Origin of the sequence: Maribacter aquimaris (assembly GCF_014596745.1) — a bacterium.
GTDB classification, from domain to species: Bacteria; Bacteroidota; Bacteroidia; order Flavobacteriales; family Flavobacteriaceae; genus Maribacter_A; species Maribacter_A aquimaris.
Window position 1 is genome coordinate 117,409 of record NZ_JABTCF010000010.1, and the last position, 16,966, is coordinate 134,374.

Annotated in this window: 5 protein-coding genes; 1 reads left to right on the forward strand and 4 read right to left on the reverse strand. The window is 40.9% G+C overall.

Annotated features, from left to right (window positions below; all coding sequences use genetic code 11):
- Positions 1-177: 177 nt before the first annotated feature.
- Positions 178-12,615: a T9SS type B sorting domain-containing protein gene (locus HPE56_RS15160; RefSeq protein ID WP_317173218.1), complete on the reverse strand. Its 12,438-nt coding sequence runs from the start codon at positions 12,613-12,615 to the stop codon at positions 178-180.
- A 186-nt stretch (positions 12,616-12,801) separates the two neighbouring features.
- Here HPE56_RS15160 and HPE56_RS15165 point away from each other — a divergent pair, with 186 nt between their 5' ends.
- The gene (locus HPE56_RS15165) at positions 12,802-13,884 is read left to right on the forward strand and encodes a hypothetical protein (protein ID WP_188244595.1); all 1,083 of its coding nucleotides are present in this window, start codon (positions 12,802-12,804) and stop codon (positions 13,882-13,884) included.
- A gap of 156 nt (positions 13,885-14,040) precedes the next feature.
- On the opposite strand, the gene HPE56_RS15170 is transcribed toward HPE56_RS15165, so the two are convergent.
- From HPE56_RS15170 to HPE56_RS15180, 3 genes are all read right to left on the reverse strand, one after another.
- Positions 14,041-15,099: a nucleoid-associated protein gene (locus HPE56_RS15170; RefSeq protein WP_109649276.1), complete on the reverse strand. Its 1,059-nt coding sequence runs from the start codon at positions 15,097-15,099 to the stop codon at positions 14,041-14,043.
- Positions 15,100-15,181: 82 nt separating this feature from the next.
- Positions 15,182-15,679 carry an IS1096 element passenger TnpR family protein gene (locus tag HPE56_RS15175; RefSeq protein ID WP_188244596.1) on the reverse strand — a complete coding sequence of 166 codons (498 nt, stop codon included), beginning with the start codon at positions 15,677-15,679 and terminating at the stop codon, positions 15,182-15,184.
- 27 nt (positions 15,680-15,706) lie between these two features.
- Positions 15,707-16,741 carry a COX15/CtaA family protein gene (locus HPE56_RS15180; RefSeq protein ID WP_188244597.1) on the reverse strand — a complete coding sequence of 345 codons (1,035 nt, stop codon included), beginning with the start codon at positions 16,739-16,741 and terminating at the stop codon, positions 15,707-15,709.
- Positions 16,742-16,966: the final 225 nt, after the last annotated feature.

A 16,966-nucleotide genomic window follows, 5' to 3' on the forward strand; every position in this document is an offset into this window, starting at 1 on the left:
TATATGCTTCAACACGTTCGTTTTTGTAGTTCACCAATGTACTAATTAACGAAGCTTTTCCATTGAAGGCAATATTAAGTTGTGAAACACCGTAAGGCCGTTGCCAATGCACCATTAATGGTGTTTTCAATAAATACCTAAGGCAACATTTCTTATTGCTGCCCTAGGATTTTTCAGTTATCGGTATAATGTAAAGTGGCCAACAAATTCCCTTTCATCCGCTTCACCATTTAGTTTTATAATGTACCAATAATCACCCGAGGGTAATTCGGTGTTGTTATAAAGACCGTCCCATCCATCTTGATTGTCTTTGAATCGGTAGATGATTCGACCATATCGGTCATATATCTTTATGAAGATGTCAGGATAAATTTCTATGTTGATAGGGGTCCACATATCTCTAGTGCCATCACCATTGGGAGTAAAGAAATTTGGAATCTCAATATCAATGAATTCGATATAAATTTCTGAAATTGCTTCACAACCATTTTCATCAACGACACGTACTTCATAAGTATCCGTTCTATTGATCATAAAAGTATTGTCATCGCCATTGTCCACGCCATCAAAATAGTACGTGTAATCCTCTTTTCCGCCGGAAGCATAGGCGGTGATTTCATTAATGCCTTCCTGGGTTGTAACGAGTGTCAAGGCTGTGTAGCCGATTACTTCAAAATCAAAAGTGCGTATACAACCATTGGCATGTGCTATGGTTAGGTAATGGTCCCCAGCAGTCATATCAGTGAAGTTGGGTTCTAGTACAAAGTCAGCGGGATCCGTAGAGTCCAAAGCATAAAGTACATCACCGTTAACACTCTCATCCTCTAAGGTAATACTAAGGCTATTGTTAGGCGTATCACCGGTACATTCATAGATGACCTCAGTTGTGGCATTGAGGTTTGCACCTACTTCAACGTTGATTAAATCATTGGTAGAACAACCATTGGCATCTTTAATATATACGGTATAGTAACCTGCCGATAGGTTTTCATATAAGAGTTTATCTTCGACAAAATCACCGGATTCGTTAGTATTTAAACTTGTAAAGTACGGTGCGGTACCCCCAGTGATGTCCAAGGTGATTGAACCATCGCTGCTCTCAAAACATATTTCGTTCTGTACGGTGTAATCCATCTCTAAAGTCGTTGGTTCCGTTATTGTGAATTCTATAACTTCATAACAACCAAGGCTGTCTTGGGCAATTACCGTATAATCCCCAGGGCTTAATCCATCAAATGTATTTTCCTCTATAAATTGATTGAGATTTGGGGAAATTGCAAATAAGTAATCCCCCGTGCCACCGCTTAAGTTTATAACAATACTACCATTATCTTCCCCATTACAGGTAACATCCGTTATTTCATAATCCAAGGTAAGTGGTATAGGCTCTTCAATTATAATTGCTTCGGACACGATTTCACAATCCCTACTTTGGACCCTTACATAATACGTTCCACTTGGAAGGTCGGCAAAGGTTCCATCAGTTTGGTTCGCCCTTATTTCCGTTGTCAAGGTAGCATCCCCAAATAAAGCATATTGATAGCTGCCAAGTCCACCATCAGCATCCGCTATGATCACAGCAGAACTATCGCCCGAACAATTTACGGTCGCTGCTGAGGTATCCAAGGTCATGGTCAATTCTTCAATAGCGTTTACGGTTATTTCGTTGGAAATGACGGATACACAATTAAAGTCATCCTTAACATAATAACTATAATTGCCAATAGCCATATTTTGGAACAGGTGGGAATCTGTACCATTGGTCTCGTTCATACTGTTGTAAGTAATGCCATCCCCACTCCAGGTATAAGGAGCCGTTCCGCCGGAAGCAACAAGTAAAAGGTCCGCTCCTGCAAGGCAACTATTGGGTTTTTCCGTAATTAATATGGCATCGACATCCGTTGGCGCTACGATTTCAACAATGGCTGTTTCATATGCACAACCAATATCATCCGTAACACTAATACTATAGAAGCCGGCACTAAGATCATGGAAATCCGGGCTTGTCTGTGCTGCAGCGTTGCGCAACAGTGTTGTTCCTGCCGCATCGTCATACGTATTAAGGCTGTAGCTATAATTCGGACTTACATTTCTTGTAGGGTCGATAATAAAAGAGACGGAAGCGTCCGTGTCGCCGGTACACACTAATTCGGTATTCGTAATCGTACCTGTTAGGGCATCTGGTTCTACAAGTTCAAAGGCATTCGTAAATAGCTGTGAACATCCAAGCGCATCGGTTATCTGTACGTTATACACACCAGCTTCCAATCCTTTGAATAGATTAGCGTTCACTTGTGTAGCATTGTAAACGGAGGTAGTATTGGTATTGATTAATTCAATGTCATATAAAGCTTTCCCTCCTAATGGGATGATGTTGGCTGTGCCTTCACCATTGGAACAACCGACACTCGATGTTTCAACCGTATCCAAAGTTACTGCAGCAGGGGGTGTTGTAACCGTAAAGGTGCGTTCTTGGCTACACTCTGGGAATGCAGCTTGTACCGCTCTAACAATATAAGTGCCCGCTGCGGCTGGTATGGTAGTCGTTGTGCCTGTGCCAGAGAAAGTACCTTCATCATCCGTTCTACTTGTTGATGTGCCATCGGCATTTAGAACTTCCCAGTCAAAATCACCGGTATAGGTGGCATCGGCAAAGGTTATTTGTATACTACCATCATCACCAAAACAGACAACATTGGAAAGAACATCAACGGTTATATCAAAAGTATTGGGTTCCTCTACCACAAGTTCCGTAGTAATTGAACATTGGGTCGTAGTATTGGTTATCTCAATAGTATGGGTCCCGACTTGTAGATCTGGGAAAATATTTGACGCCTGTGCCGTTCCCGAAGGTAATAATCTATATTCAAAATATCCGGGATTTGTAGTGTATGTGGTACTGTTGGTCGTAACATCCACCCTAATTTCCTCACCAGTATTCGTAGTAGCACAACTAATATCAGTAAGTACAAATGTTGATGCCGAAATCAATGGGTCATAAGGGTTTACGGTAACTGTTTGTTCAGAAGAACATCCAGCATCATCGAAAACACGGACGATTACATTACCACCTGCATAGTCTGTGTATGCATATGTAGCAGTTAATCCACTTTGTAAAATAGTACCAGTCGAAGCATCTTCGAACTCGTAACGCGAATAAGTAGTAGTGCCACCTATCAAAGTAGTTTCGTCCAAAGTGATTATGGCATTGTTCGTTGTATTGTCGGTGGTGCAACCAAATTGTGTTACTCCTGGAGTATTAAAATCAATAGCTGGATTTTCGTCAATGGTAACATTTATTGGAGGAGACGTACAACCATTAGGACCTGTTGCCGTAATTTCATAAGTGCCACCTGGTAATTTGATATAAGATTGGGTCGTATTATCCCAACTGGCACCAGCAGGAAGAACATCAATGCTGTAAGTCAGCGGGTTATTTCCGTTGTTTACTTGTACTAATTCAATCTTACCGTCTGAACCTCCATTACAGGTCACACCTGTTGGTGTTGCTGTAAAGTTGGGCTGAATTGCATCAGGCACCACAACAGTAAACACACGTTCACATTCCGGGTTCGAAGTATTTGTATCGTACACCGTAACCGTATAGGTTTCTGCATTTGAGATCATCACAGTAGCAGTTGTCGTAAATGCAGTTCTTGATGTAATAGTATTCCCTAGGGAATCTTCTATTTCATATTCATAATTGCCAGAACCTGATGATGCACTTATTAGAATCTCCGCATCATTGGTACACCCTAAATTTTCCTCTAAAGAAGCTGATGCTTGCAATGTTGGATACACATCTACTGAATCTGAATCTGTACAGCCATTACCATCCTTAACGAATATGGTATAATTGCCAACAGCAACATTTGTAAATACGCCACCATTGTCTTCATACGTAATTCCACCATCAATGGAGTATAATAAATTAGAAGAATCTCCTATAGTGGTCGTAACCGTAATTGTTGGGGATGTACTACAATTATCAACGACAATGTTGCTGATAGTTGGATTAGCGGATAATGCCATGGTAACATCGCCTAAAGGATACGCACAGCCATATTGGTCACTGATACTGACCGAGTAATCCCCTGCGGCAGAACCAGCAGGAATCTCTAACGGATTGTCCGTAGTACCAGTAGCAACGGGGTTTCCTAAATCATCCGTAAGGGTGAAAGTGTATGTGCCTCCACCACCTACGATATTATCAATTTTGATAAGACCGGGGTTTTCACAAGAAATATCCTGTAGTTTGTTTAAGTCTGCGGTAATAACATCTAATTCTTCCAACAATAAGTTTTCCGAAGCAGAAATACATGTATCCGTGCCGCCATCTATTTCCGTAATCTGAATAAAATACTCTCCTTCAGTCAAAGTGTTGAATATAAGGGTGTGAGGGGAAGCGAAAGGAACATTTCCAGGACTTTGATCTACTAAAGTCGCTGTTCCACTGGACATGTCATATAATTCCCATCTAAATTCAGTACCAAAAGGAGATTTGTTATCTGTGATTGTATAGGTTATATTTCCATTGGGTACTCCAAAACAAGTTGGTGTGGAAGTAATATCTATTTGTAAGGGTAATGGGTCTATAATATCATTGACGTTTCTATCACTTTGTCGTACACAACCATTAAAATCTTTAACGTAAAACATATATGTTCTACCAGGAACCAAACCTGACCAAGTATGATTGCCGTGTCCCGCAGGAACAGTGACCATAGTACCTGACGAATCATCATCAGTTCCACCAGCAATCCAGGTTGCAGTAGCAGGGTCAAAATTAGCAGGATTATCAGAATAAGCATATTCGTAACCAGGAGTACCTTCGGAGCCTTGAACTTTAACTTGTAACTCATTACAGTTAACAACGATTGCCGTTAATTTGATGTCTAAATTATCCAAAGGATAAGGGATTGTGAATCTTGGAAAATCTGTTTGGCAAATTGTGTTTCCTGAACCATCTACTGTCCTCATTGATGGATTAACATTTTCTCCGGATAAATAACCGGTTATAACATCCGATATACCGGGTACAGAGTTGTCTGCAACCCACGTACTACCACCGTCGGCACTAAATTCTATCGTACCCAATGTAGTTGGGTAGTTAAAAAATTCGAAACCATAATCATTAGGGTCAACACTGGAACAAGAAGAAGGTAAAACACCTCTGTATTCACCTATTAGTTCTATAGGATTGTTAATGGTCACATTAGGGGTCGTTGTTAACGTACAACCACTAGCATCTGTAATGTTAATCGTATAATCACCCGGAATTAAATTGTAAAACGTTTTTGTATTGTTGATTACGTTGGTAACTGTCTCGTTGGAAGCACCACCATTGTCTAAATCTACGATTTCATAAGTATATGGCGCAATACCTGAAGTGACTTCTACAGCAATAGTTCCTAATCCGTCATGACATTCTGGGTCTGTTGGTGTTGCTGTGAAAGTTAATTGGGTTGCAGGGTTTACGGTGACCGTTTCCATAAATTCACAATGTGGATCCGCTGCACCGTTGTCCCATACATAAACATCATACGCGCCAGTATCTGCCGCTGCAACTGCAAATGTGCTTGTAGCACTAAAATCTGCTGCTGTTACAGGGGTTGTTGTCGGAACAAAGGCATACGCCAAGTTTCCGTCACCACCACTGGCGGTAACCGTAATGTTGCCATCTCCACAAGAACTAACATCCGTGACATCTACTGTAGCATTTAAATTAGGTTGTATGACGATTGTTTTTTGTACAGGACCACAACCAAAAGTGTCATCTACATCAATCGTATATGACCCATTGGTCAATCCTGTAAATGTATATGTCGTTGGAGTGGTCGATGCAGGGGTAACCCATCCACCGCCATTGATTCTAAAGGTATAGTCACCATTGCCCGAAGTTACATCAACCGTAATCGTAGCGTTGTTTCCACCATCATAACATGTTGTAAAAGTGGTGTCAAAATCCACTGTTTCCGGTGCGGAGACCGTTATGGGTAGTGTTGATAGTACTTCGCAACCATTCACATCTTTTACACGTATTAGGTAATCGCCGTCGGCAATATTGTTAAAGATCGTATTGGTTTGATAGGCTATCGCAACAGTACCGGAAGTATCCTCTAATTGGTATTCATAACCTGGCGTACCACCAGTAGCGGAAGCCTCTAAAGTGGCACCGGTATTAAAGCATGTGTATTCTGCTGTTTGCTTTAAATCGGGAACTATGGTTGATGGAGCTGTCAAAGTTGCCGATGTAGCCGATGTAGCCGTACAGGTATTGTCGCTTACCTTACGGACCATAATATTATAGGTCCCGTCCGCCAATGTTGCAGGCGTGGTGACGATGGCCGCCGTTTCAATGGTCCAATTAGTACCACCGTCGGTTGAATATTCATAACCTGTGGCCGTGTCAAAATTCTTTACTTCAAAACGGATACTACCATCGCTGGTGCCATTACATGTTGGGTTTGTACTACCCAAAATACTGGCACTAAATTCTTTGTTGTCCTCTACAACAATTGTTAGATCCTGTGTGGTTTCACATACTTCAGGAATCTGGGAAGCTTGGATATCGTCCAAGACCAAGAAGTTTCCATCGTCGCTATCCAAGTTGGTACGTAAGACAACGCCAACGACCGTATTTGATCCTGGGTTAATGGTAACCTCCCGTAGATGCCAATCATTGGCATTGTTGTTTTGAGGGATTGCTGAAGTGGCAGCGCTACTGATTACAGTTCCAAAAGCATCCACAAGTTCGACAAGGACTTCTGGGTCATTGCCCGAAGCACCGTCTATTAATAGGTTATAAGCATAAAAGGAAATTGTAATATCTTGGTTTGCCAGAACATCCAAACCGGTTCTGGACCATAAAACATTGTTATTGCCTGCTGAGGTACTTACCCCAATGGCCATGAACCTACCATCCGTTAAGCCGGTATGGTCGTTAGGTGTTCTCCATGATGTATTAGGGTTGGTTACTGTATTTGTAACTGCGTATTCGCCATTGACCAAAATACCGGTAGGACCTAAGTTGCAAGCAGTATCCGAACCATCTTGCGGTTCGTAACAATATCCCGGGCCTATTTCCCCTATTTTAGTGGTTATTCCTGTTCCAAAATCCTCCAAGAAAAGGGTGCTTTGATTAGGTGTGATAGCGCTGGAATACCCTACGGTAACCGTATGGGTCCCTGGGGCTACATTATTGAATATGTTATTGTCCACAGGGGTATTGTCAGTGCTATTTAGACTATAGGTGTAGCTGAAGTCCGTAGTATTGCTCGGAGTAATGGTTATGGTACCCGATCCATCACAGTTATAGTCGATAGCATTGGTGAAACTTGGGTCGGACATAGGGGCATCTACGGTGATGCCCATGTCATAACTACAACCTAGGTTATCCTTTATGGATAGGTTGTAAGTGCCTGCTGTCAATCGTTTTTCATTAGTACCGGTATAATTGGAACCGCCATCAAAACTATAAGTATATGGTGCTTGACCGCCATTTGCATTTAATATTTTAACCAAGGCTCCCGAAGGGTCACAGGAAGCATTTTCTACGATTGCCGCGGAAGCTGTCAATCTAAAAGGTTGGTCTATTTCATACTCCTTTGTTCCAATACATCTCGATGTAGCTGATCCACTAGAATCCCTGACGGTAATCGTGTAGGAACCGCCACCTAAATTGGTAAATGTATTTGTGGATTGGTAGTTGGCGCCACCATCCAAACTATATTCGTAAGGTGCCGTACCTCCACTTGCCGTTATGGTCAATGTTGATGTAGAAGAATCGGCGCAAACAATAGCGGTGTGAGACGCAGAAATGGTTACTGGACCCAAATCCTGTAAGGTTACACTATTTGATAGCGTACTACATCCATTGTCATCAAAAACGATAAATACATAGTCATTGGCATCACTACTATCGGTAAATACGAAGTCGTTGGTAGTTTGAAGTTCGGAGGCTGGTACGTCTTCCGGACTTGTGTAAAGTCCAACCCCACCAATGCTCCAAATGGCCATGTCGTAATTTGGATCGGGGTTACCCCCACTAGGTGTTAAGGTTATCATACCTGAATTACAGGTAATGTTTTCACTTACACTAGCCGTTAAATTAAGGGTAGGATATTCGTCTACGGTAATATTTTGAGTATCGGTACAACCATCCTCTGTTGTGGTAATGACAATATAGTCATTAGGAGGAACACTATTAAACGTATAAGTATTGTCACTGATAGCAACCATTTCTTGGAAAAATGTTCCCGCACCACTATTGTTCCCGTCATCTAAACGAAGTTCATAACTATAATCTGGAAGTACATTCAAGGCTTGGATTGAAATGGTTCCAAAACCGCTACAGTCGGCTAGGGTTGTTTCAATATTTACCTTATAATCCATTTCCTGGATACCGATATCCTCAGTTTCAAAAATACACGCATTGTCAATTGGATCTCCCGTTGTAGGGTCGAGGGTGGTAATTTGAACTTTATAGGTGCCACTAGTAGTAATATCGAAATTAGGACCGTTATCATCGGAAAAAGGAATAACAATACTTTCTGTGGTTGCATCTACAAGTTGATAACCATAACTAGAATTTGGATTTGTAATTCTGATGTTTCCAGAAGTATTACACAAAATATCCGAAGAAATATAATCTATATCCAATGTGTTTTTGTACACGTTGAAGTAAAAACGACTGAAGCAACCATTTTCATAATTGATCACTACTCTGTATTTACCACTATCGGATACCGTATAATTATCCTGGATGGCAAGATCTGTCCAAGAACAACCAGAGTTGGTAGTTGCACAATCATCTTCTATGCCAGAGCAACTAGCTTCATCCAATTGTTGCCATACGATGCTTTCTGCATCGGTTATTCCCAATTGTAAAGTAGCTTCATCGTTTTCGCCGCATAGGAATATATGTGGCATTTCACTACCATCAATTGAACAGGATACGATTTCTCCTTGTAAATCATTATCCGTGTTTGCATCTGAATTTACTTGGTTGAAGTATGTTATAATAGGGTTGGTCTGTGTTGACCCAAAACGTTCAACCGTTATCAGTTCAACTAAGTCAGAACATCCTGTTGCTCCACTTTTTTCAACGATGTAATTACCAACTTCCGTAATCACCAATGTGCTAGGGTCACTATCACCATCATCAATCGGTGTTTCCGAGGCATCTATTTGACCGTTACCATTGGCGTCTATTGCCCATGTATATGTTGTAAATCCTGAACCTGCCGTTAAGGTAGCATCATCACCACATAGTTGTACTGTTCTGGCCGTATTACAGCCTTGCAGGGTATTTGACAAACTGTTTGTGGCCACTGCGGTGGTGTCATTACAGGTGGGGGTCAGTATTGATCCCGGTTCATCGCTATAGGTATTGGTGTTCGTAACCCCTTGATAGGTGGAGTATGCCAAATTTTCTATGGTGTTTGAACAGGCATTTACAAATTCGGAACAGTTGGAGGATAAGGTTACCGTTATCCGGATCGTATATTCAGGGTCGTTTACTTCTACTAAGCTATCCGGAATATCAAAGGTGATAATGTTGTTAACGGCATCGTGATCATACGTTACCCCGGTAGCACCTGTTATATCCACATCATCTACGGTTACATTGGCCGGTAGTATATCCCTAATGGTATAAGCCGTAGCATTATCGTTTCCTGTATTTTGGAATCGAAGGACATAATCAAAAGTATCACCTAGAGCGATCTCCTGTCCGTTAATATCGTTTGTTCCTAAATCTTCGGCCGTATTCCCTAAAGCGATTTCAGGGGCTAAAACCAAGGTGTACGATGCGCCTATTACGGCACCTGTATCCGGGTCAACCGCAGGTGTCCCGGTACCGTATTCACCACCATCACCACCATCTGCATTGTTGTCTTTGTAGAATTCATTGGCATCGGAACAACCATCGTCATCACTGTCCAAGTCAATATTGTTTGGGTACCCATCACCATCAGAATCAATACAGGTCTCGGGTACAAGAATGTTGATTTTGATATCATCGATAAAGTTACCCACGGAAATACTGCCATTGGCGGTAGATACGGCCTCAAAAATAAACACGGTATTGGTTTGGCCTACAGGTACGGTATAGGTTCCTGAATACTCCACCCAAGCCGTATTATCGGTGGTCATTGTTTCTTGTACTGTGGCACTGGCAAGATCAGCCCCGATTCTCAACTGCATAACATCGGTACCAGCCCGTCCTCTATGTCTGACCGACCAACTCATTTCGGTACCTGGTGTCAAACATAGGTTTTGATATAATGCCCCATAGTTGTTGGCGTTAAGTTCGGCGTGTTGGTTACCGTCATATGAATTTACACCTAAGAAACCTGATTTCCATATTTCAATTTTTTTATCGGTCGCGGTCGTAAACCATCCTGGAACACTACTTTCATTGAGAATGGAAAAACTTGAAACATTGGGATCTTCAAAACTTTCGTTGAGTATGGATTCAAAGCAAAACGCCCCTTCGCATTCATCACTATCATAAATACCATCGTTATCGTCATCAACATCCACAATATCCACCACACCATCATTATCAAAATCATTGTGTACGATTATGCTGGCAGTAAGGATATCCTCCGTGATATTTTCATCTATTTGGTCTTGCGTATGGGAAACGGTATTGGTAACATTGATTAGGGGTGCGATATCAATTTCATCCCCTACTACTTCAAGTTCTAAAAACACCGGCACCCCTGGTTCCAATGTCCCAATGTTCCATACGGTCCCATTCCAAGTTCCTGTTGTGGTAGAAGCGCTAACTAAAGTTAATCCGGATGGAATATTATCCGTAAGCTGGAGATTGGTTACAGGTTTAAAGTTTAAATTTTCTACCCTTATGGTGAAAGTTGCCGTTTCCCCTTCTACGATTTCCGGTTTGTCTACGGTTTTATTGACTACGATATCCCCTTCACAGTAGAAAACAGTAATTGATTGGGAATCATAGGTACAGGGTCCTTTGGTACCCCGAACATAATAGTCTCCCGCTGCAGTTGCAGCATAGTCATAGGAGTTTGCCCCTTCGATCAATTGCCCATCGAAATACCACTGATACGCATCGAAATTATCATCTGAGGCCTCAAAAATACTGGAACCAGCGAAGCATTCGCCTATAGTTCCCCCGTTAATTTTCAGCACTACCTCCGGTACGGTATCAAAACCGGAAAAATAGCCAGCTACACCTTGGGCACCGTTATATCCGAAAAAACCTATAGCCATCGGCCCCGTTGAGGTTACGCTAATATCCCCATCAAGATTTGGTATAAAGAAAGTTTTCCAGTCCGAAGAACCCGCTACTGGGTCAGATGCGGGTTTGGTAACTTCCACACCATCTTCATATACCTTAATGTTGGCGTCCGGTGTGTTTACCGATGCGGTAATTGTCAATCCTCCAGTGACAGTGGTTCCTGCAATGTTTCGGATATCCGGAATGTTATCCATTACATCGGGTAACAAACAGTTTACGGGGGCCACAAAATTCAGTCCTTGTGTGTACAAGGCACTTGATCCTGCCATCGATTGATAAGCATATACATCCTTTGATGTTTGTACAAACATGTTTGCACCCGCTGTGTTAGAGGAATAATAGGAGCTAGGTATTTTGTAGTACTCACCATCATCTATGGTGGCTATTGGTGTTGAACTACCATTTACGAATATCTGAGTGTTATCGGCAATGGCTATGACCAGAGGAAATTCTGTAAGTCCATTCGTATTGCCATTACCCCTTACAAAAACATATTCCTTGCCTAATTTGTTTTCGGGTACAGGTTGGTCTATACCGGCATCCCTGTGGCTTTGGCCAGATTGACTGCCAAAGTTGATCATACCGTTACTGATAACGATATCCTTATTCGAATCGATTGAGGCGCCGATCCAACCATCCTCATGGGCTGGGGTCGGAGATGTGCCTATGTAGGTTTCAAAAACAAAAGACTCGTTGGCGTCCAATGTTATGGTATACGAGTCGGCAGTAATACCAGCCCTGTCGTTACCTACCCTAAATTCGCAATTGGAATCATAACCCGATAATATTACCGTTGTATTGTCCTCAGTTGCCATGATACCCAAGGTGTTGGATTTAGAAACATGACTACCTAGGTTAGGAACACCACCCCATTTGAATTTGGTGCCCATGGCTTGTCGACCCTTGGCGGTTAAGGAAGCAGCCTGTGAACCGGATTTCCCTCTATAGTTTACATAGAATTCCTTACCACTAGGGGATTCAAAACGTAATCCACTATTATCGAGTACAACCCCTGTATTGCTATTGTTTACTAGGGTAATGTTATTGTCTCCGTTGCCCAATGTCCAGACTGCGGGATTGAGATTGTCAATATTGAAGGAGTTTACAGGTGAGGTATTTGTTCCCCGATATACATTTACCGTAAAAGCGGCGGTTTCCGGAGTTGACAAATAGATGGCCTGATTTTGTATACCCTGATTATTCGCTCCCTGCTTTAAAGGTGGTAAATAATGCAGGTCACTTAACTGGGCAAACGTATTTAATGAGGTAAATAAAACAAATAATAACAGAAGAAGACTCCTATTGTTTTGTTGGTTGGTTCGAAGGGATATGTCCACGTGTGAATTAATTATGCTTTCCTACGAAAAAACCACCTTTTATTGGGATTTACAGATATTTGTTGCCAATGGGAAGAATATATAGGTAAACGCTCGCGAATACGTAGTAATGGCTTTGGTGTAGATACCTGTTTTTTTGATAAAGAGCAGTATCCGTTTTTTGTATCTTTAGACAAAACATTGGAGATGATTGACGAAAAAATGATGTCGAAGAAGAAGCCGACCTATCCAGTCAGTAAAGCGTTGGAAGCTTATCTTGAAAGGTATAGTAGAAAAATAGAGATACCTATTTGTTATGATGATTTGTTACGTTTTATTGGTTCCGTAGTGGTTTATGATTCCAATGATGAGGACACCCTTTGGGTAAGGGTCTATTACAATGAATTTGACCGTCAAGAAATAGATACGAGTTTAAAGCGGGTGTACTCACTTTTACTCTCCGACGGAAGCGGGCATATTGACCAATATTTGAATGTTGACTCGGTTGACTACTGTACTTTCGGTAATTCCAAACCTTTTCGTATCAAGGTTAGGAATGTCCTTAACGATAATTTCACCTATTTCTATGTAAAGAAAGCCGATGCTTCAAGGATCTATGGTTTGGAATTGGAACATATGCTTTCCCCTTATAACCTGAATTTTATGGTGTATAAGGATACCTTGATCGAAGAACATATTGCAGGAATTCCTGGGGATGTGTTCATCAAGGAGATGTTACCCAATTGTACTGAGATCGAAAAAGCCCAATTGGCCAAGGAGTTTGTGAAATTCAATGAACGTTGTATGATTCGATTGTTGGGCGATATGCGCTCATACAACTATGTAATCGTGGCGACCCACGATTTTGATCATGTCGTGTATAGGATAAGAGCCATAGATTTTGATCAACAATCCTTCGAGGGTAAATTGAATGTTTATCGTCCCCAGTTTTTCAAGGAGAATTATAAAATGGTCGAGCTGGTCCGTAATAAATTATTGAAAGATTCCATAGACCAGTACAAGTTGGAAGAAAGATCGATTGTCGCCAAACGAATCCTTAGTTCGGGAAACCGGATTAAATTGCTGGACAAAGTCTGTAAAAAAGATCACATATCCTTACCTGAAAATGTTGAAAAGCTTAAAGGGCAGATTTACGATTTAACCAAGGATATCCAATTTAAAAAATGTAAGACCATGGGGGAAATCCTGAATCTTGCCTTGGATTTTGTGAAACGTAACTATCAAGGGGTCAGTATGAAACAGATTCTTGAGCACAAGATCAAAATATAGTCGGACTTCTTGAAATTTCAAATAATAAGTGTCAAATAACAAGTATCAAAAAACAAATTCTAAAAAACAAATAACAAGTATCAAATACCAAATTCCAAATTTCAAACTACACGGTGTTCTTTTGGTGGTATTTGGGATTTAAAATTGGAGTAAGATCTAGCTTTTTTCTTCTTTGTTGAAGTATACTAGATAGTAGTACATCTGACGCTCTTCGTCCCATCCTTTTTCAACGAATTTTTCTGCGGATTCCGGATTGATAAAATCCATTTTTATCTGGATGTTGGTATCCAGGTTGATGACGTTTTTTATCTTCTTTCTCGCGTCGGATACGGCTTTGTTGGCGATATCAAAGGTAGAGACATCCTCAATACTGTATTTCGGTCCCTTTTCAACCTTATAGTGCTTAAACTCGGGAATAAGTTCCGGATTTTCCAAAACCTCGTTCAAGAAGTTCGTTTCCTCAAAGGAATCGTTTTTCGCGAAATGGTTCACAGCCTTGTTCATAAACAACACTTCCTGTTGTTTGTCCTCAGCAGGCAAGACAACATCCTTGGCGAAATTCTGGCAGAATTTCAAGTAGTTTTTGGTGTAGAAGTTTTCATCGGCCAGGGCATCAACATCCAAAAAATTCTCAAGCCAGTATTTGGCATCATACCGATTACTATCTACAGAAAGTACTTTGTATCCCTCTTCTTTGTTCACATTGAAAATCAGGCAGCCCTTATCCAATTTATTGATATTGATACCTTGTTGGATGACAATATCCAAGTTGCTTCCATTTTCCTCAAATTGTAGAAAATCATGCTTTAATTCACTTTTGAAGATACCAATGGCATCCACTTTTTTATTGTCAAGCACGACATCGGTCAGGTGAGCTACATAGACTTCCCCACTTTTGATATGCGGATGGTTTGATTGGTCAAAAAGATGTGTTGCTATTCTTTTTGATTGATCATGGGCGCATGCGGGGTCATTGAATATTTCTGTTACGATCTTATGAATTTCATTAAACTCAACATCAACCTCATTGGTCAGTTTAAAATAATTTTCCTCTTTCTCCCTAAAGGGTTTGAAAAAATACTCTTTCAACAACCCTGTGGTCTCATCATTAAGGATAAAGGGTTGTTCCGATAAAAATATACCTTCGTTTTTGTTCTTATTGCCAACGCGGTGCAAAGAAATACTTTCAATTTGGGTAGGGTATAGGTTTATCATCTCTAATTATGGGTTACGTGTTACGTGTTATTTGTTCAATGGATTTTTCTGAAGTCAATTTCAGAAAAGTGATCTAAGGGTCTTAATTCCAATTTTCATCAAAATCCAGGTCATCATAGTTGTCAAAGGTATCGTCAAAATCGATTGACGTATTTTCCGCTTCGAATTTTCGTTCTGGTGGCGATTCGGGCAACTCCCCAAAACTAAAAAGGACATTGGGATATGTTCGTCCAGGTTCTTCCTCAACAATATCGGCCAGTTCTACGAAGAACGTCCACATACTCAAGAAATCATAAACATAAATAAGTTTAGGGGTTTTCTCGGTAAGAATATCCTCAAGAAAAGTTTCGTTCATTAACCGAAGATCGGAACCACTTTCATTCATATCGAACAAGGCGATTTCCTCATCTTGTTTCCAGTTTTCATCACAGGTGTAAAACGAGGCCATTTCATTACCCAAAAAGCCAAAGGACTGGGCAATGGTATTATGGAATTCCTCCATTGAATTATGCGCCTCGATTTCAACATCCCGAAAGATATCCTCATGGGCATCCAAGATGATCCGGATTTTATATATCATTGACTCTATTTTTGAGAGAGTGCAAAGTTACGAAGATTTCTGACTTCTATCCGCATTATAGGATTCCAATAGCAAATAGAATTGTACACCAAAGAGTAACGAGGCCAATACCAAATGCAAAGTCTGACTCATAAAAGGGAAATTCCAATAGAACATGGCCATTCCTGAAATGATTTCGACAAGGAGAATGCTCAATATCCAATTGATTTTTGTGAGACCAAGATTCAAATTGTAAATCCTGTATGCCAAATAAAGATTGACAAGACCCACTACAACTGAAAATGTCCGATGAATGTAAAAAGCGAGGATAGGTTTGTTCAACCATAGGTTTTTTGCCGTTTCGCCAACCAAGTCTATCTGTTCGTCAACAAACTGTCTAACCTGGGTTCCGAGAATTATCTGTATCAGGGTCAACCCAAAAACCGTGGATAAGATCACCATCGTTTTTGAATCATAGATGTATGTTTTTTTATTCCCATTGGAGCGGAAAATAAGGTAGAGCAATATGGCGACTATCAATAGGGCCATAACCATATGCATGGTAATCCTAACAGGTTCAAGAACCGAATAAACTACGGTTGCACCCAACCAGGCTTGAAAACCCATGCCGAAAACCACTAGCCAGGATAAAAGGGTCACCCCTTTTTCCTTTTTCCAATATCCGAAAGACATAATGGCCAATACCAGAGTGGCCAAACCAGCCAAAGCCCCGAAAAGACGGTTAATGAATTCTATCCAAGTATGCCACGGATTGAATTTTGCGTAATCATGTTTTGTATAGGTTTCCCAATGGAGCATTTCCAGTTCGTTACCACTGGTAAAATCTTCCTTTGCCACTTGCAACGATTCATTGAGGATAATGACCTGACCTTTATGATAGCTTTCTCCAGGTTTCCATTGTAGTTGGGACTCTTCTGTTGGTGGTATCAGGTGGCCAAAACATTTTGGCCAATCCGGACATCCCATTCCACTTCCGGTCATGCGAACAACAGCTCCTGCAATAATGACCAAATAAACCAATACCAAGGTGATTTTGGCTATTGAATGGTATTTTTTGAACATGTGGTAAAGTTAAGGAGTACAAAATTAATGTTCTTTTCGAATATTCATATGTTTATCTAAGAATTAACCCATAAAAATAGCAAGGGGATTTTTATCCCTTTTCATAGCCAAATACAACAAAGTCATTTTATGACAATGAACTGGACCTATCTATTCATTCGGGCAACGACCTCGATTATTGAATTTTTTTTGGCCCGTTCTGTATTGTCAGTATCCCTATACGGA